General features: G+C 69.1%; 16 protein-coding genes and 1 pseudogene. 10 read left to right on the forward strand and 7 right to left on the reverse strand.

The window, feature by feature from the left end; genetic code table 11:
- Positions 1-146: 146 nt before the first annotated feature.
- Positions 147-1,585 (reverse strand): annotated as a pseudogene (locus tag K3U94_RS00655) (recombinase family protein).
- Positions 1,586-1,830: 245 nt separating this feature from the next.
- Entirely contained in the window at positions 1,831-2,730 is a 900-nt protein-coding gene (locus K3U94_RS00660; RefSeq protein WP_047320344.1) for an alpha/beta hydrolase, read from the reverse strand.
- A gap of 75 nt (positions 2,731-2,805) precedes the next feature.
- On the opposite strand from K3U94_RS00660, the gene K3U94_RS00665 reads away from it, so the two are divergent.
- Positions 2,806-4,143, forward strand: a complete 1,338-nt coding sequence (locus tag K3U94_RS00665; RefSeq protein ID WP_434084891.1) for an FAD-binding oxidoreductase — start codon at positions 2,806-2,808, stop codon at positions 4,141-4,143.
- Here the strand turns inward: K3U94_RS00665 and K3U94_RS00670 are convergent.
- On the reverse strand, positions 4,140-4,676 hold the full coding sequence (locus K3U94_RS00670) for a TetR/AcrR family transcriptional regulator (RefSeq protein ID WP_220695277.1): 537 nt from the start codon (positions 4,674-4,676) through the stop codon (positions 4,140-4,142). The genes K3U94_RS00665 and K3U94_RS00670 overlap by 4 nt on opposite strands.
- A 162-nt stretch (positions 4,677-4,838) precedes the next feature.
- Between K3U94_RS00670 and K3U94_RS00675 the strand changes: the two genes are divergently transcribed.
- Positions 4,839-5,435, forward strand: coding sequence for an SDR family NAD(P)-dependent oxidoreductase (locus K3U94_RS00675; protein WP_220695278.1), 597 nt, complete (start codon positions 4,839-4,841; stop codon positions 5,433-5,435).
- On the opposite strand, the gene K3U94_RS00680 is transcribed toward K3U94_RS00675, so the two are convergent.
- Positions 5,432-6,238, reverse strand: a complete 807-nt coding sequence (locus K3U94_RS00680; protein ID WP_220695279.1) for a thioesterase family protein — start codon at positions 6,236-6,238, stop codon at positions 5,432-5,434. The genes K3U94_RS00675 and K3U94_RS00680 overlap by 4 nt on opposite strands.
- Before the next feature lie 10 nt (positions 6,239-6,248).
- A complete protein-coding gene (locus K3U94_RS00685; protein WP_434084892.1) occupies positions 6,249-7,094 on the reverse strand; it encodes an SMP-30/gluconolactonase/LRE family protein in 846 nt (281 codons plus the stop codon).
- Positions 7,095-7,175: 81 nt separating this feature from the next.
- On the opposite strand from K3U94_RS00685, the gene K3U94_RS00690 reads away from it, so the two are divergent.
- Complete coding sequence (locus K3U94_RS00690) at positions 7,176-8,066, forward strand: acyl-CoA thioesterase (RefSeq protein WP_220695280.1); 891 nt, start codon at positions 7,176-7,178, stop codon at positions 8,064-8,066.
- On the opposite strand, the gene K3U94_RS00695 is transcribed toward K3U94_RS00690, so the two are convergent.
- Entirely contained in the window at positions 8,061-8,747 is a 687-nt protein-coding gene (locus K3U94_RS00695) for a DUF427 domain-containing protein (protein WP_220695281.1), read from the reverse strand. The genes K3U94_RS00690 and K3U94_RS00695 overlap by 6 nt on opposite strands.
- A gap of 159 nt (positions 8,748-8,906) precedes the next feature.
- Between K3U94_RS00695 and K3U94_RS00700 the strand changes: the two genes are divergently transcribed.
- Genes K3U94_RS00700 through K3U94_RS00730 form a run of 7 tightly spaced genes read left to right on the forward strand, consistent with a single transcriptional unit; the run spans position 8,907 to position 15,315 of the window.
- Positions 8,907-9,464, forward strand: coding sequence for a hypothetical protein (locus K3U94_RS00700; RefSeq protein ID WP_052956955.1), 558 nt, complete (start codon positions 8,907-8,909; stop codon positions 9,462-9,464).
- Positions 9,464-10,180, forward strand: a complete 717-nt coding sequence (locus K3U94_RS00705) for a hypothetical protein (RefSeq protein WP_047320350.1) — start codon at positions 9,464-9,466, stop codon at positions 10,178-10,180. The genes K3U94_RS00700 and K3U94_RS00705 overlap by 1 nt, the downstream gene beginning before the upstream one ends.
- Before the next feature lie 50 nt (positions 10,181-10,230).
- Positions 10,231-11,406, forward strand: coding sequence for a cytochrome P450 (locus K3U94_RS00710; protein ID WP_220696612.1), 1,176 nt, complete (start codon positions 10,231-10,233; stop codon positions 11,404-11,406).
- 3 nt (positions 11,407-11,409) lie between these two features.
- The gene (locus tag K3U94_RS00715) at positions 11,410-12,378 is read left to right on the forward strand and encodes a zinc-binding dehydrogenase (protein ID WP_220695282.1); all 969 of its coding nucleotides are present in this window, start codon (positions 11,410-11,412) and stop codon (positions 12,376-12,378) included.
- Positions 12,375-13,124 carry an HpcH/HpaI aldolase family protein gene (locus K3U94_RS00720; protein ID WP_220695283.1) on the forward strand — a complete coding sequence of 250 codons (750 nt, stop codon included), beginning with the start codon at positions 12,375-12,377 and terminating at the stop codon, positions 13,122-13,124. The genes K3U94_RS00715 and K3U94_RS00720 overlap by 4 nt, the downstream gene beginning before the upstream one ends.
- Positions 13,121-13,852 carry an SDR family NAD(P)-dependent oxidoreductase gene (locus K3U94_RS00725; protein WP_220695284.1) on the forward strand — a complete coding sequence of 244 codons (732 nt, stop codon included), beginning with the start codon at positions 13,121-13,123 and terminating at the stop codon, positions 13,850-13,852. The genes K3U94_RS00720 and K3U94_RS00725 overlap by 4 nt, the downstream gene beginning before the upstream one ends.
- A complete protein-coding gene (locus K3U94_RS00730) occupies positions 13,849-15,315 on the forward strand; it encodes a flavin-containing monooxygenase (RefSeq protein ID WP_047320354.1) in 1,467 nt (488 codons plus the stop codon). The genes K3U94_RS00725 and K3U94_RS00730 overlap by 4 nt, the downstream gene beginning before the upstream one ends.
- Here the strand turns inward: K3U94_RS00730 and K3U94_RS00735 are convergent.
- Complete coding sequence (locus K3U94_RS00735; protein WP_047320408.1) at positions 15,296-16,411, reverse strand: alcohol dehydrogenase catalytic domain-containing protein; 1,116 nt, start codon at positions 16,409-16,411, stop codon at positions 15,296-15,298. The genes K3U94_RS00730 and K3U94_RS00735 overlap by 20 nt on opposite strands.
- Positions 16,412-16,423 lie beyond the last annotated feature (12 nt).

Below are 16,423 nucleotides of genomic sequence, written 5' to 3' on the forward strand. Positions count from 1 at the left end.
CGATAAGAGCATTCCTGGTGTCTGGGCTGGTGGGCCGTCCAGGCTCGAAGCTGGCTTCGACCGCGTGCGGCTTTGGCCTTGACGGCCCACCAGCCCAGACACACACTCGGCACTCGCCAGGGAGCATCCGCGACGACGCCGAAAACCTAGATGCGCCAATGGGGTTGCACGCGGTTAATGTCGAGACTGCGGGAACCGGGGTGCCCGGTGCGATCACCGCGTGATCCAGGATCGATTTGACGATGCTCCGCTGGCGTTCCACGTCGAGGTCGGGCCATTGGCCGCGCAACGCCCCGCCGGTGCCCGCCAACTCATAAACCTCACTGGTATCGGTGGCCTCAGCGATGTCACGCCTGGCCTGCTGGATGCGGCTGGTGATCGGGTCGCGGGCCGCGATCCACTCCCGCGCGCTGATCGCGCCGTCGGCATACAACCCGGCCAGCTCATCGAGGCGCGTTTGATCGGCCTCCACGGCCGCCGCCAACGCCGCCACATCATGATTAGGGCTGGCTTTGCCGGCCAACACCTTCGCCAGATCCCGAGAATCCAGGCGGGTCAACACCGCATCAGTCAACAAAGCCTCAACCGGTTCGGCGACCACCGTCAGCCGACCACAGCCGCCATGATCGGGTCCTTTCAGACAAACATAGCGGCGCACCCGATGATCGGGATTACTGTGCCGGGCTTGCGAATACAGCCGATTACCGCAACGCCCACACCGCAGCATCCCTGACAACACATATGTGCGCGCCGCCCGCGTCTTGGTCACCGACCGCGCCGCGATACGCGCCAAGATCCGGTCCCGCTCCGCCGGCGTAATGATCGCCGGCCATTTCGCAGGCCCGATCACCTCACCACGATGCTCCCGCAGCCCGGCGATACGGCCCGAGCACAGGATCTGGCGCACCGCCGAGGTCTGCCACGACTTGGCCACCGCCGGGGAAACGCCGGAGTCGTTGAGCCACACCGTCAACGACAACAACGACTGGCCCGCCAAGTAGCGGTCCACCATCTCACGCACCACCGCCGCCTCCGACGTCCGCAGCGTGATCTTGTCGTCCTCGTAGCCGAACGGGCGCACCGAGCCGTGCGGTAGTCCCTGTTCGGCGTTCTGCAACATCTTGCGGCGAATACGTGCGGACTTGCGCCCGGACTCCTTGGCGGCGAACGCGGCGAAAATCCGGGCCATGAACAACCCGTCATCGTTACCCAGGTCAATATCGGCGGTCACGGTAGCCACGTCTCGCACACCCACCGACTCACACAAAGCGACAAACTCTTCCAACTCCACCGGTCGGCGATGCAACCGGTCCAAGTTGTAGACGATCACCGCATCCCGCGCCCCTGATGCCAGATCGGCCAGCATCCGCGCATACTGCCGACGCGGCTTGCCCGAGAACGCCGACACATCGTTATCGACATACTCATCGCCAACCGGCCAACCGCGGTCAGCAGACAGCTTGCGGCAATCCTCCAACTGCCGCGCCACCCCCAACCCGGTGCCCTCCACATCAGCCGAGATACGCGCGTAAATCGCCGCCGACCGCACCCCAGCCCGCTGACCAGCGGATTTCATCTTCGCCATGGGGGTATATTACCAACATCTGACCTTGCAGGGGTGAGTCGGTCCCCAGGGGAAGGGACGGCGTGGTCGATGTCGCAGACGGTGCCGGCCGGGCGCAGCCGGGGAATCGGCAACTCATGTCGCGGGCGCGGACGAAGGCCGCCAGCGCCGCCGACGGCCGATAGCCCGGTTCAGACGCCAAGTCGGCGGCGACAGGGGCTTGCTGGCGGCACCGCCGGCGATGAGTTCGGTCGGAAGACTTCGGCTCAGACCCCCGCGGTCTTGAGGTTGCGATCCAGGAATTCGAGCTGATCCGCGACCACCCGCTCGAAGGCGTCGCCGACGTAGATGTCGAAGTGGCCCTCGGGGTATCTCTTGACCGTGCCGCGGGGCGCCTTCGCGGCGTAGCGCAGCGTCGGTCCGGGCGGGGCGACCGAGTCGGTATCGCAGACGCAGAACAGAATCGGGCAGGACACCTTGGCCGCCAGCCGGCCCGGACGGTAGGTGAGGATCTTCATCCCGATCCGCGCCGCGACCTCGTTGCGGATGGTCTGCCCCTCCGGGACCAGCTTCAGGTAGCCCGGGTAGGAGTCGGGCGTGCTCATCAGGGCGACGTCGCCGGGGCGGCCGGCGGTGGCCACCATCACCGGGGGATTACCGAGCCGTGCGGCGGCCAGATCCCGCAACGCCAGCACGCTGATCCGCGCCGTGGTCAACGGCGGAATGGTGCGCGCCGAGGCGATCCCGTCGGTGAACGGGCATTGCGCCACCGCCGCCGCCACCGGCAGTCGCGCCGCGGTGGCGATCACGTGGCCGCCGCCGAACGACGTACCCCATATGCCGATCCGGTTGCGGTCAACGCCGGCCAGGGTGTGCGCGAAGTCGACGGCGGCAGACCAGTCCGCCAGCTGCATACCCACATCGAGCAGCTGGCGGGGAGCGCCGTCGCTGTCGCCGAAGTTGCGGTAGTCGAACACCAGGCAGGCGTAACCGGCCGCGGCGAACCGCTCGGCGTAAGCATCCAGGCGCATGGTCCGCACCGCGCCCAGGCCATGCGCCATGACCAGAAGCGGGGCGCCCTTTGGGCCGGCGCTGTCGGGGCGGTACAGCCAGGCGCTGATGCGGTCGGCGCCGGATCGAAACGAGACGTCTTCGCGGGTAGCCATGCCTAAAGGTAGCCCGGTGTGTGGTAAACCGGCTTCGTGACCGGGGCGGTGACTCAAAGCCAGTTTCGGAGCCTGATGCAGAATCTGGCGGAGGTGGTGGGCCCCGCCTATGTCACCGACGATCCCGACGTGCTGGCCGGCCGCAGCGTCGACTACACCGGCCGTTACCGGGGCCGCGCCGGTGCGCTGGTGCGGCCCGGGTCGCCCGAGGAAGTCGCCGCGGTGCTGCGGCTCTGCCGCGACGGCGGCGCGCACGTCACCGTCCAGGGCGGGCGCACCTCGCTGGTGGCCGGCACCGTCCCCGAACACGACGACGTACTGCTGTCCACCGAGCGGCTGAACACCGTCGGCGCGGTCGACGTCGTCGAGCGCCGGGTGACGGTGGGGGCGGGTGCCACGCTGGCGGCGGTGCAGCGGGCGGCCGCCGATGCCGGGCTGATCTTCGGTGTCGATCTGACCTCCCGGGACACCGCCACCGTCGGCGGAATGGCCTCGACCAACGCCGGCGGGCTGTACACCGTGCACTACGGCAACATGGGCGAGCAGGTCATCGGCCTGCGGGTGGCCCTGCCGGACGGCAACCTGCTGCACCGACACAGCGCCGTGCGCTCCGACAACACCGGCTACAACCTGCCGGCACTGTTCGTCGGGGCCGAAGGAACCCTGGGCGTGATCACCGAACTGGATCTGCGGCTGCATCCCCGCCCATTGCACCGGGTCACGGCAGTCTGCGGCTTCGCGGAGCTGAAGGCCCTGGTCGACGCGGCCCGAATCTTTCGCGACCTCGACGGCATCGCGACGCTGGAATTGATCGACGCCCGCGTCGCGGCGCTGACCGGGGAGCGGCTCGGGATCGCCACCCCGGTGCGCGGTGACTGGTTATTGCTGGTGGAACTGACCGGCGACACCGACCAGGCCGATCGCCTCGCCGACCTGCTGGCGCAGGTGCGGTGCTGCGACGAGCCGGCGGTGGGCGTGGACCTTGCGACCCAACAGCGGCTGTGGCGGGTGCGTGAGGCGGTCGCCGACGTGTTGGGTGCATTCGGGCCGCCGCTGAAGTTCGACGTGTCCCTGCCCCTGGCGGCCGTCGCCGGATTCGCCAAGGCGGCGAGCGCGGTGGTGCGCCAGCATGCACCGGAGGCTCTTCCGGTGCTGTTCGGCCATATCGGTGAGGGCAACCTGCACTTCAACGTGCTGCGGTGCTCGGCGGCGGCCGAACCCGAGTTGTACGCGGCGATGATGGCGTTGATCGCCGACTGCGGCGGCAACGTCAGTTCCGAACACGGGGTAGGCAGCCGCAAGCGGGCCTACCTGACGATGTCGCGCGGGCCGGACGATATCGCCGCGATGCGGACGATCAAGGCAGCGTTCGATCCGACCGGCTACCTCAATGCCGCGGTGCTCTTCGACTAGTCGCGGTGCTTGATGCCGACCGCCTGACGCAGCTGGGCGAGGAACTGCTCGGAGTCGTCGCTGCGAATGATGTAGTGCGAGATGGCTATCCGGATCGCGGCCGCCGCCTTCACCGCGGCGTCCGGTCCGGTCAGCATCCGCTGCAGACCCTCGCGCATCGGCACGATGATGCGGGAGAAGTCGGCGAGCACATGCTTGGGCTCGATGTCGATCATCCGCACGCCCGTGTACGAGTGCTGATAGTCGACGATGAAACGCAGTGCGGCGTCGAGCCTTTCGGTGCCCTTCAGTCCGTCGGTGGCACGGGCGATCCCGCTGTCGAAGATGTGCCGCTCGTAGCGGGAGAACGCCGAGACCAAATCTTCCTTCGACGGGAACCACCGATACAGGGTGGGGCGGGAGACCCCAGCCTGGGAGGCCACCTCGGACAAGCTGAGCTTGGTCATGCCATTGCGCCCGAGCACCTCGGCGGTGGCCGCGAGGATCCGCTGCCGGGTCGAGCTGTCGGGGCCGTCCGCCGTGCTGCGGGTCATAGCGGAGACTTTACAAAAAATAGCGAGAGTGTCACGCTGGTTCGGTGCCTGGACATCGTTCCTCACCGTCACGGGCCCCTGGGATCGGGCCGTAGGGCAATTATTGTGATCGAAGCGCCGCAAGTCACGTGCGAGGAACGCACGCATCCGCCGCGAGCCGTGATGATCGTCATCGAAGCGGCCGGGATCGGCCAGGTGGCCGCGGCCCAGTTGGCCGCGCAAGGACACCTGGTTTTGCTCGGCGGTCGACACTTCGAGGAGTCCGAGCGGTTCGCCGCGCAGCTTCGAGACCGCGGCGGCAGCGCCTTCGCCGTCCACCTCGACCTCGCCGACCCGCGGTCGATCAGCCAGTTTCTCGCCGCCGCGCACTACCTCATCGGCACCCCGGACGTGCTCATCACCGACGCCGGGCTCGTCGGGGTGCCGGGCACGTGCGTGGAGGGCGCGTGCATCGGAGCGCAAACCCTTGCCACCCAACTGATTCCGGCCATGATCGCCCGGGGCAGCGGTGACGTGGTGTTGGTCGGCCCGGAGTTCGCCGGGGTGCGCTGCGCCGCCGTCCAGCGCAAGGTCGACGCCTGGCTCGCGGCCTTGGACGCGGAATTCGTCGGCACCGGGGTGCGGGCCTCGGCCGTGCGGTCGGCCCAGCCGGGCGCGGTCGCGTTCACCGCTGAGGCCGGGCGCCTGCTCGCCGGGATGGCCACCGAGTCGCGGCTGCGTCTTGTCGAAATACTCCCGGCTGTGGGAGCGGCCCGCTAGCGACGACGCAGCAGGACGGACTGCTGGATGCCCGCCACCGCGCCCTGCTGGTCGAACAGGGTGCCGATGGTCGTCCCGATGCCGTCGGGGCCGTAGTTGGTCTCGGCGCGGATCCCGATCCACTCGCCGTCGGGAATCCGGTGCACGTGCACCACCAGGTCGGTGTTGAGGAACGTCCACTTTCTGATGTCGAGCTTGGTGCCGACCCCGTTGGCGTCGTCGGCCACCGCGAACAGCCGCTGCAGCGGAGTCATCCCTTCGCCCTTGACCAGGTCCACGATCGGCGAGATCCAGGACTCGCCGGCACCGGGGGCCAGCGGCGTGGTCAGCCACCGCCAGTCCAGGCTGTGCACATAGTTGCGGTCCCAGTTCTGCTGCATGTTGTTGCTGCGGGCCTCGCTGACCGGCCGCAGCGGGGGAGCCGAGGCGTGCTGCACGTCGCCGGTGTCCAACGTCTGCAGCCGCCAACCGGTCGCGCGGGCGACCGGTCGCGGCAGCTGGTCGGGACCGGGTGCCAGCATCTCAGCGCTGACCAGTTCGATCTGCTTGCCGGCCCGGTCGACCTGTCCGCGCACCCACAGCGCGCCTTCGGCCGGCACGGGCCCCAACAGGTCGATGCTGACCCGGCTGAGCCGGGTGTCGTCGCGGGGCTCGAGCCGCTCCAGTGCCCGCACCAGCAGCGCCGAAACCGGTGCGGCGTGCTGAATCTGAGCCGACCAGGTGCCGCGCACCAGATCGGTGGCGGCGAACTTCTCTCCCCGAGGATCGAACGCGTCCAGCAGTTCGTAGTAGGAGTCGGTCATCGAATCCCTTTCAAGGCAGTCCGGCGCCGGGTATCTCCACGGTGACCGTGTCCAAACGCGAGTCGTGGGTCCCGACCAGCCGTTTGGGGTAGGCGCCGGGGCTGGTCAGCAGGAACAGCGTGCGACGCTTCGGCCCGCCCAGCGCGCATGCGATCGCGGCTCGCTCGCCGGTTGCGATGCGGTCGGTGACGGCGCCGCCCTCGGTGATGCGCTCGAACTGATTGGCCAGTGTCATCGCCGTCCAGATCCCGCCGGCGGCGTCCAGCGCGATGCCGTCCGGTGGTCCGTCCAGCCCGTCGGCGAACACCTGGCGGTCACGCAGCCCGCCGTCGGCGCCGATGGTGAACCGGGTGAGTCGGCGGCCCATCGACTCGGCGACGATCAGCGTGCCCCCGTCCGGGGTGATCACCATCCCGTTGGGGAAGTCGAGATCCTCGGCGACGATGTGCGCGCTGGAGTCCGGATCGACCCGCACCAGCACACCGCCGGAGTAGGCCTGCGAGCCGATATAGCTGCGGCCGGCCGCGTCCACCACCATGTCCCCGAGATCGGCCGGCACCTGCTGGCTCAGGTCCACCAGCGTCGTCACCGAGTCTCCGTCGTAGCAGAGCACCTGGCGGTCGGAGGCCGAGGCGATCAGCAGCGATCCGTCCGGCCGGAAACCGAGCCCGCTGGGGGTATGCCCGGGCAGCGGCACCGTGGTCATGGAGCCGCGCAGGTTCACGGTGTGGATCGCCTCGCCGAGCATGTCCGAGAACCACAGCAGACCCTCGAACCAGCGCGGTCCCTCCCCGAAACAGAAGCCGCCGGCCAGCGGTGTCGGTGTCGGCTGCGAGCTTGCTTCGGCGATGCTCAACACTGTCGCCCTCCTGTCCTGCGGTCGCGGGCGCGATCAGGCATACTTTACAAAATCTGGCTGAAATGTCACGCTCGCGGAATGGCTCAACCCACCGAGACTCCGCCCGCGCCGCAATGGTCGGTGAGCGGCCTGCTGGACCTTTTCGAGGTGACGGCCGACGGTCCGGACCGGTATACCGGGGCGACCGGGCTTGCCGGCGACGACGAGCGTCAAGTCGTCGAGGGCACGCAGCTACTGGCGCAGGCCATCGTGGCAGCGGCAAAACGCTTCTCGGACAAGTCCATCCGATCGGTGCACGCGGTGTTCGCCCGGGCTGTGCTGGTGGGGCCGCCGGCGGAATACCTGATCGACGTCGTCAGCGAGGGGCGCTCAACGGCTGCCGCGGTGATCTCGGTGCTGCAGAACGGCAAGCGCTGCGCCACCATCACGGTGCTCGCCGACGTCCCGTCGGCCGACGTGATCACCCACCACCTGCCGCGGCCCGAAGTGGCAGCCCCCGCCCAGGCCAACCCCTGCGTCATGCCGATGACCGGACGCGAGGTGCGCCTCGTCGACGTCGTCGACGTCAACAGCCCCGACGAGGTGGGCCCGCCGGAGCTCTATGCCTGGCTGCACTATGACCCCATTCCCACCCGCGACGACCTCGCCAAGGCGCTGATCGCTTACTTCACCGGACATTTGGGCATCTCGACGACGATGCGCGCGCACGCCGGAATCGGCACCAGTCAGTCGCATCTGACGGTGTCCACCGCTCCCATGACGGTCACGGTGAGTTTCCACGAACCGGTGCGCTGGGACGGCTGGATCCTTTATGGCCATGAAAGCACCCAGGTGGGTGCGGGCATGTCTTACGTTCGCGGCACCGTGCACACCGAGGACGGTGAACTTCTCGCCTCGTTCGCCCAGGACGGTCTGATCCGGCCGCTGCGCACCAGCGACAACAAGATCGCCGAGCACTCGCGGCTATAGCCGGGCCGGTACCGGCAGCTCGGCGAGGCCTTCGGCGCGGGTCATGTCGAAGCTGAAAAACCCTGCGATGGGCGCACTCTCGGGGAGCGGATCGGGGTAGCTCCAGGCCACGTCCTCGACGACGGTGTCTCCGACGATCGCGGACCAATACCGGGCGTACCCCTTGTAGTTGCAGTAGGTCGACGTCCCCGACGCCTGCAGCAGATCGGTGCGAACGTGGCCCGGGGCGACGTACAGCCGCGGCGCGAGGGCTGTCTCGAACAGGATCACCGTGTCGTCGGTGTCCACCAGGGCCACTCCGGCGACCTCGACCCGCAATGTGCGCCGGGTGGGCCGGCAGTCGACCCGGTGATAGGGGTTCGGCGGGTAGTGCACCAGCCGGCGGCCCTCTTCGAACCAGGCGTCCACGGCGTCCCACGGCACCTGCACGAAGCCGGCTGCCTCCGGCAGCGCCCGATGCGGAAGGTCGCCGACGGCATCCGCGGGGAAGGCGTAGCTCAGCGGCTCGCCCTGCCGATGCACCAGCAGCGCCTGTTCGGTGTCGATCACGGTGCGTTCACGGCGGATCGCCCACACCCGCCGGGGATGCGGTTCGACGTACACCAGAGCGCCGGTGATCTGCGGAGAGAACCAGCCGGCGCGCTCGGTGCTGAGCGGGCCGTGCCCGGCAACCAGACTCATGGGAACCCCACCCCTCGTCCTCGGTCGTGTTCGGCCGAATTCGCCTTTACAAATTCCACGCCAACTGTAATATCTCGGAGAAGTTGTGCTGCGCGGTACGGACGGCTCGTCCGACCGGCGGCACCGTCTGAGATTCTCACGACGAGCTGGGATGATGCGATGACGAGTACCGCTGCGGCCCTGGATTCCCTGGCGCAGGACCAGTACCTGCGCTACCGCCTCGATGTCATCGCCCTCGATGTTGCCGGCCTGGTGCAGGCGGCCGGCGGATGGCTGTATCACCGTGCGGCGATCGGCTGGGACGTGCGGGTGCTGGTGCCATCGCGCCAGGATCTCCGGCCCTTGCACATCCTCGGACTGAATACGGCAGACCTCGAGGCCGAGCTGGCCGCCCCCGAAGGCGATGCGCCCGCGCACAGCCTGGCGGTGGTCGCCGACGCGCTCACCGCCGATCCCCGGATCAGCCGGCGGGTGCGCCACGCGCTGCGGAGCAGCCTGACCGAGGTCGTGTTGTGGGGTGAGCGCTGGCCGCTGGAGGTCAGCCATCGGCTCAGTACCGTGCAGCACCTGCCCACCGTGGCGGGCCGGGCGTTCAAGCGGCAGGCGCTGGCCGCCGCCGATGTCAGGGAAACGGCGCCGTTCGACGGTCCGGAGATATTCCGTAGCGACCAGAAGCGTTGCCTGCCGGTCAATTCCGACCTGGTCCCGCTCGGCTGATGCGCAAACACTACGACCACACCCTGCTGTACCTGCACGAGACGATCAATCTGGGCCGCGGCCTGCGCGACGACTTCACCCGCAACTTCACCGAGACCTACCAGCCGATGATGAGCGAGCTGGGCGCTCGCCTCTTCGCGTTGTGGGAGTCCACCGCCTACAACGGGCACTGGCCGCAGGTCACGATCATCTGGGAGATCGACGCGTTCGCCGACTACGCCCGAATCGGGCGGGCGCAGAACCGCGGCGGCAGCCACGCCCAGCGCGCGGCCGAGTGGTCGGCCTACCTCGCCGGTATCGGAGCATCGGGGGAGGGCCGGATCATGTACCCCGGCCCGCACAACAAGACCCTGTCCCAGCTCTGCGCGGCCGACTTCGACGCGACCGTGGTGATACAGGAAATCATGCAGACCAAGCCCGGCCGCCAGGACGACTACATCCGGGAGCTGGAGCGGCTTTACGTGCCGTGGTCGGAGCGCACCGGCAAGCGCTGGCTCGGTTCGTTCACCACCACGTTCCGCTACAACGAGGTCATCCACTACTGGGCGCTGGACGGCGGCTGGGAGTGCTTCGCCGAGCATTACCCGTCGTGGAAGGACCACCCGCCGGCCGAGATCGTGACGTGGATGAGTGTGGCGCCCGCGTTACGCGACGGCTGGGAGGACTCGATCCTGCAGGCCCTGCCACCCTCCCCGCTGCAGCGAGACGCCACGTGACAAGCGTTGCCGCACCGGAGTTCTCCTACGATCCGTTCGACCCGGCGGTGATGGCCGACCCGCTGCCGTACTACCGCGTGCTGCGCGACCAGCACCCGATGTACTACGTACCGCAGTGGGACCTCTACGCCCTGTCCCGCTTCGACGACATCTGGGATGTGCTGGCCGTCAGTGATGGAACCTTCGTGGCTTCGGAGGGCACGCTGCCCGCGGCCAACGTGCTGGCGCACCACAACGGCGGTCCGGTCCCGGACCCGCCGCTGCACCCGCTGCCCTTCCACGCCGTCTTCGACAAGCCGATCTACGACGACATCCGCCGGTTGCAGTCCCCGGCGTTTCGGCCCCGATCGGTGGCTGACTGGGAAGACCGGGTCCGCACCTTGGCCAACCAGCGGCTGGATGAGCTGCTTCCGCTGGGCCGGTTCGACTTGACCTGTGATTACGGCGGAGTCGTAGTGGCCCAGGTGGTCTGCGAACTGCTGGGCATTCCGACCGATTGCGCCGCGGAGGTATTGGCGGCGGTGAACGCCGGCAGCCTGGCGCAGGCCGGCAGCGGCGTGGACACCGCCGCGGCGCGGCCCAATTACCTGCAGTACCTCATCCCGGCCGTGCAACGCCGGCGCGCCGAGCGGGGCTCCGGCGACCTGCCGATCGTCGACGGGATGCTGGCCTACCGGCTACCGGACGGCAGCGACCTGGATGACGTCGAAGCCGCGACGCAATTGCTGTGCATCTTCATCGGCGGCACCGAGACCGTGCCCAAGATCGTCGCGCACGGATTGTGGGAGCTGGCTCGACGCCCGGACCAACTGGCCGCGGTGCGGGCGAATCCGCACGACACGGTGCAGCTGGCGCGCGAGGAGATGATCCGGTATTGCGCACCGGCGCAATGGTTCGCGCGCACCGCCCGCAAACCGTTCACGCTGCACGGCACGACTGTCGAGCCGGGCCAACGCATCATCACCCTGCTCGCGTCGGCCAACCGCGACGAGCGTCAGTACCCCGACCCCGACGAATTCCAGTGGGACCGGCCGATCAAACGCTCCCTGGCGTTCGGCCGCGGTCAGCACTTCTGCATCGGCTACCACCTGGCCCGACTGGAAGTGACTGTCCTGGTGCAGGAATGGTTGCGCCGAGTCCCGGACTATCGGATCGTCGACGACGGCGCGACCAGGCTGCCGTCCAGTTTTCAATGGGGCTGGAACACCATCCCGGTGGAGGTCTGAGGCATGTGGGCATACCGGTTGATCGCGCCGTATCAGTTCGAGAAGATCGAGGCCCCCGACCCCACCGAGCAGCAGGTCGGCGCGGGGCAGGTGCTGCTGCAGTTCGTCGCCGCCGGGGTGTGCGGCAGTGACCTGCCGGCCTTTCGCGGCGCGCAGGGCAGGTTGCCCGGTGACGACGGTGCCGGTGCTGCGGAGAAGCTCGGCTTCCCGATCCACGAGATCGTCGGCGACGTCGTCACCAGCCGGCACCCGCAGCACCAACCCGGCGACCGGGTCGTCGGCTGGGCATCGGGCTTCGACGGACTGATGGAGCAGGTGATCAGCGACGGCGAGGGCCTGATGACCTACGACCCGGCGCTGGTGCCCGCCCAAGCCGTGGGCCTGCAACCCCTGGCCTGTGTGCTCTACGCCGTCGAACAGTTGCCAGACCTGGCCGGCCGCCACGTGGCGGTGATCGGGCAGGGTTCGATCGGCCTGCTGTTCAGCGCCGTCGCCAAAGCCGCGGGTGCGCGCCGCGTCACCGGCGTGGACCCGGTCGATCGTCGAGATATGGCTGCCGCCTTCGGTGTTGACACCGTCGTGCAGGCGACCAGCGACCGGTGGGTGCGCCACCTGGACGCCGGCGACCGCCCGGAGATCGTGATCGAGGCCGTCGGACACCAGGTCGCCACCCTGGGTCACGCCATCGAGGCCGTCGCACCCGGTGGCACGGTGTTCTACTTCGGTGTCCCCGACGACGACAGTTATCCGATCAGTATGCGCACCATGCTGCGCAACAACCTCACGTTGATCTCCGGAGTCACCCAGGAGCGGCCCCGGATGCTGGCGGCCGCAGGCAGATTCGCCGCCGGGCATCCAGAACTGTTGGGTGACTATGTCACTCATGTGTTCGGTTGCCACGAAGCCCAGGCCGCCTTCGAGTTGGCGACCCGGCCGGTGCCGGGCCGCGTCAAGATCGCGATGGTCGCATGACGTCGGCGCTGCGTGCCGCCCTGGCGGACCGGGCACCGCTCTGGGGCGGCTGGGTCACCGGGCCCACGGTGCTGGGCCCGGAGGAATTCGCCCGCGCCGGCTATGACTACGTGGGTTTCGACGCCCAGCACAGCTACCTCGACGATGCCGAGATCGCCGCCATGCTCCGGCACACCGAGCACCTGCCGATCGCCACCGCGGTCCGGTTGCCCAACGCGGATCCGGCCCCCATCGGTCGGGTGCTCGATGCCGGCGCCGACGCGGTCATCATCGCGCTGATCGAGACCGCCGAGCAGGCGGCCGCCGCGGTAGCCGCCACCCGCTACCCTCCGGCGGGCATCCGCAGCTTCGGGCCGTTGCGGCCCGGCCTGGGCCGCGATCTGGCCGGCCTCCAGGAGCGGGTAGACGTCTTCGCGATGATCGAGACGGCCGCGGCCTTGGCCGACGTGGAACGGATCTGCGCGGTTCCCGGCCTGGCCGGCATCTACGTCGGACCCGCCGACCTGGCGATCTCGCTGGGCGTCGATGTCGCGCAGTCCACCACGCACCCCGACCTGGTCGCGGCCATGACACGAATCCGGCAGGCGGCAGCGGCAGCGGGCGTGATCGCCGCGATCCACGGCGGATCGGGCGCGGCGGGCGCGGCCCTGGCCGGGCTGGGCTACCAGATGATCACGCTGGCCGCCGAGTCCGCGGCGCTACGCCGCGGAGCCCTCGAGCACCTCGAGGAAGCGCGGGGCCGATGAGCCCAGCACGCGTAGCGCTGGTCACCGGCGCCGCCCGCGGCCAGGGCTGGGCGATCGCCGAACGGTTGCGCGTGGACGGCTTCGCCGTGGTCGCCTGCGACATCAACGCCGACGAATTGCATGCGGCCGTTGCCGCGCGGGGTGATGAGGGGTTGATCGGTCTTGTGCTCGACGTCACCCGCCCCGAACAGTGGGACGCCGCGGTGGCGGCGACCGTCCAACGGTTCGGGGCGCTGACCGCGCTGATCAACAACGCCGGCACCCTGCACCGTGCGGCGATCGCCGATGAGACACCCGAAGACTTCGAAAAGGCCTGGCGGGTCAACTGTCTGGGCGCATTCCTGGGAATCCAGGCGGCGCTGGACCAGCTGCGGACGGCCGAGGGCGCCGCCATTGTCAACACCTGCAGCACCGGGGCGATCCGTCCCTTTCCGCAGCACAGCGCCTACGGGTCGTCGAAGTGGGCGCTGCGCGGCCTGACCCAGACCGTCGCCGCGGAGCTCGTCACGGCGGGCATCCGGGTCAATGCGGTGTTCCCCGGGCCGATCGCCACCCCGATGCTCGACGAAGTCACCCAGCAGCGCCTGGCCGCGGTGTCGGCGGGCGGCCGGCTCGGCCGGCCGGTCGAGGTGGCTGACGCGGTGGCGTTCCTGGTTTCGCAAGCCGCGTCGTTCATCACCGGCGCCGAGCTCGTCGTGGACGGCGGCCAGTGCCTGCAGATCCGATGAACATCGGCATCATCGGCGCCGGGCCGGGCGGGCTGGCGCTGGGAATCCTGTTGCAGCGTGCGGGATTCTCCGACTTCACCATCTTCGACCGGGAGGACGGTGTCGGCGGCACCTGGCGGATCAACACGTATCCGGGGCTGGCCTGTGACGTCAAGTCACACCTGTACTCCTATTCCTTCGACCTGAATCCGCACTGGTCGCGGCAGTGGTCGCAGCAACCCGAGATCCTGGCCTATTTCGAGCGGTGCGCCGCCGACCACGGCCTGGCCGCGCACCTGCGGCTGCGCACCGAGATTCGCTCGGCCCGTTGGGAAGAAGACCGCCGCCAGTGGTGTCTGACCACCGACACCGGCGCGCAGCATCGGTTCGACGTGGTGGTCTCGGCCGTCGGGCTGTTCACCCAGCCGGTGCTGCCCGATCTGATCGAAGAACAGCCCTTCGCCGGCACCGTGATGCATTCGGCGCGGTGGGACCATTCGGTGCCGATCGCCGGGGCGAAGGTCGCCGTGCTCGGGACGGGTTCGACCGCGGCGCAACTGCTGCCGGAGCTGGCCGAGGTCGCCGAGAAGGTGTACTCGCTGCAGCGGTCACCGACCTGGATCCTGCCCAAGCCGGACCGGCGCTACACCCCGCGGGAGCGATGGGCCTTCGCCCGCATCCCATTGGCCAAACGGCTGTACCGGATGCGACTGTGGCTGCGCAGCGAGTCGAACATCTCGGTGATCGAGAACGGCAGCGACAAGACCCGGGAGTTCACCGATATCGCGCGAAAACTCTTGGACAGCACCATCGCCGACGAGCAACTACGCCAAGCGCTCACCCCGGATCACCCGCTGGGCTGCAAACGTCTGGTGTTCTCCTCGGACTACCTGCCCGCGCTGGCCCGACCCAACGTCGAAGTGGTGACCAGCCCGGCCCGGGCCCTGCGCTCCCGATCGGTGGTCACCGAGGACGGCACCGAGTGCGAGGTCGACGTGGTGGTCTGCGCCACCGGATATGCCGCTGCGGACTACCTCGGTCAGATCGAGGTGACCGGGGAGGACGCCACCACGCTCAAGCAGGCCTGGCGGGACGGGCCGCGTGCTTACCTCGGTATGGCGATGCCCGGGTTCCCCAACTTCTTCATGCTCTACGGGCCCAACACCAACGTCGGCTCCAACAGCGTCATCTTCGTGCTGGAAGCCCAAGCGCGCTACATCGTGCGGGTGCTCAAACACCTTCGGCGCACCGGCAAGTCCTACGTCGCCGTGCGGCCGGCCGCGCTGGCCGACTTCATCACCAAGATCGACCGGTGGATGCACGGCACCGTGTGGACCACCCGCTGCAGCAACTACTTTCGTGCCGCCAACGGCCGGGTGGTCACCCAGTGGCCGCGCAGTGCCGGCGCCTTCTGGGCGATGACCCGCCGATTCCGGGCCGCCGACTTCACCTTCGAACCACCAGTCAGTGCGGATCGAAGGTGATGATCTGACGTACCGCGGTGCCGTCGGCGAGTGAGTCCATGGCCTCATTGATCTGCTCCAGCGGCACTGTCGCCGACACCAGCCGCTCGACGGGGAGCCGGCCCGCTCGCCACAACTCCACGAAGCGAGGGATGTCACGCGCGGGGACCGCCGAACCCAGATAGCTGCCGATCAGTGAGCGTCCTTCGGCGACCAGACTCAGCGGGGACACACTGATCCGGGCGTCCGGCGGCGGCAGGCCGACGGTGATGGTGCGCCCGCCCGGCGCGGTCAGGCCGATCGCGGTCTCCAGCGCGGCGGGGTGGCCCGCCGCCTCGATCACCACCGGGGCGCGCACGCCGGCGTCGAGTGCCTGCTGCGGCGTGTAGGTGCGGTGCGCGCCCAACGCGGTTGCGGCGGCCATCTTGTCCGGCAGCCGGTCGATCGCGATCACCTGCACGCCATCGTGGGCCAGCGCGGTCAGCACCGCGGCCATCCCGACCCCGCCGAGCCCGACCACCGCGACGGTGCCACCGGGCGCCGGACGGCCGACGTTGAGTACGGCGCCGCCGCCGGTCAGTACCGCGCAGCCCAGCAGGGCGGCCACTGTCGGCGGCACGTCGTCGGGAACCGGCACCGCGCTGGCCGCACTCACCACCGCATGCGTGGCGAACCCGGAGACACCCAGGTGGTGGTAGACGGTCTGGTCGGCGCGGTGCAGCCGCAGCCCGCCGCCGAGCAGAGTGCCCGCGCCGTTGGCGGCGCTGCCGGGCTCGCACGGCGCCATGCCGTCGGTGGCGCACGCCGCGCAGTACCCGCAGCGCGGCAGGAAGGTCAGCACCACCCGCTGGCCGGGGCGCACCCCGGTGACCCCGGCGCCGACCGCCTCCACGATGCCGGCGGCCTCGTGGCCGAGCAGCATCGGCACCGGTCGCACCCGGTTGCCGTCGACCACCGACAGATCGGAGTGACAGACCCCGGCGGCCTCGACGCGCACCAGCAGCTCGCCCTCGCCGGGCGGGGCCAGCTCCACCTCCGTCACCGTCAGCGGGCGCGAGGCGGCGTAGGGGCGAGGCGCACCGATCCGCTCCAGTACGGCCCCGCGGATCGCGATCATGCTGGAATACAA

Origin of the sequence: Mycolicibacter heraklionensis (assembly GCF_019645815.1) — a bacterium.
Taxonomy (GTDB): Bacteria; Actinomycetota; Actinomycetes; order Mycobacteriales; family Mycobacteriaceae; genus Mycobacterium; species Mycobacterium heraklionense.

What these genes read in the sequence shown, in the direction of transcription:
- K3U94_RS00665 (WP_434084891.1), top strand. Translation starts at nt 2,806, where the DNA reads ATGCAGAATCTGGCGGAGGTGGTGGGCCCCGCCTATGTCACCGACGAT.
- K3U94_RS00695 (WP_220695281.1), bottom strand. Translation starts at nt 8,747, where the DNA reads ATGAGTCTGGTTGCCGGGCACGGCCCGCTCAGCACCGAGCGCGCCGGC.
- K3U94_RS00705 (WP_047320350.1), top strand. Translation starts at nt 9,464, where the DNA reads ATGCGCAAACACTACGACCACACCCTGCTGTACCTGCACGAGACGATC.
- K3U94_RS00660 (WP_047320344.1), bottom strand. Translation starts at nt 2,730, where the DNA reads ATGGCTACCCGCGAAGACGTCTCGTTTCGATCCGGCGCCGACCGCATC.
- K3U94_RS00730 (WP_047320354.1), top strand. Translation starts at nt 13,849, where the DNA reads ATGAACATCGGCATCATCGGCGCCGGGCCGGGCGGGCTGGCGCTGGGA.
- K3U94_RS00680 (WP_220695279.1), bottom strand. Translation starts at nt 6,238, where the DNA reads ATGACCGACTCCTACTACGAACTGCTGGACGCGTTCGATCCTCGGGGA.
- K3U94_RS00715 (WP_220695282.1), top strand. Translation starts at nt 11,410, where the DNA reads ATGTGGGCATACCGGTTGATCGCGCCGTATCAGTTCGAGAAGATCGAG.
- K3U94_RS00690 (WP_220695280.1), top strand. Translation starts at nt 7,176, where the DNA reads ATGGCTCAACCCACCGAGACTCCGCCCGCGCCGCAATGGTCGGTGAGC.
- K3U94_RS00710 (WP_220696612.1), top strand. Translation starts at nt 10,231, where the DNA reads ATGGCCGACCCGCTGCCGTACTACCGCGTGCTGCGCGACCAGCACCCG.
- K3U94_RS00725 (WP_220695284.1), top strand. Translation starts at nt 13,121, where the DNA reads ATGAGCCCAGCACGCGTAGCGCTGGTCACCGGCGCCGCCCGCGGCCAG.
- K3U94_RS00700 (WP_052956955.1), top strand. Translation starts at nt 8,907, where the DNA reads ATGACGAGTACCGCTGCGGCCCTGGATTCCCTGGCGCAGGACCAGTAC.
- K3U94_RS00670 (WP_220695277.1), bottom strand. Translation starts at nt 4,676, where the DNA reads ATGACCCGCAGCACGGCGGACGGCCCCGACAGCTCGACCCGGCAGCGG.
- K3U94_RS00675 (WP_220695278.1), top strand. Translation starts at nt 4,839, where the DNA reads ATGATCGTCATCGAAGCGGCCGGGATCGGCCAGGTGGCCGCGGCCCAG.
- K3U94_RS00720 (WP_220695283.1), top strand. Translation starts at nt 12,375, where the DNA reads ATGACGTCGGCGCTGCGTGCCGCCCTGGCGGACCGGGCACCGCTCTGG.
- K3U94_RS00735 (WP_047320408.1), bottom strand. Translation starts at nt 16,411, where the DNA reads ATGATCGCGATCCGCGGGGCCGTACTGGAGCGGATCGGTGCGCCTCGC.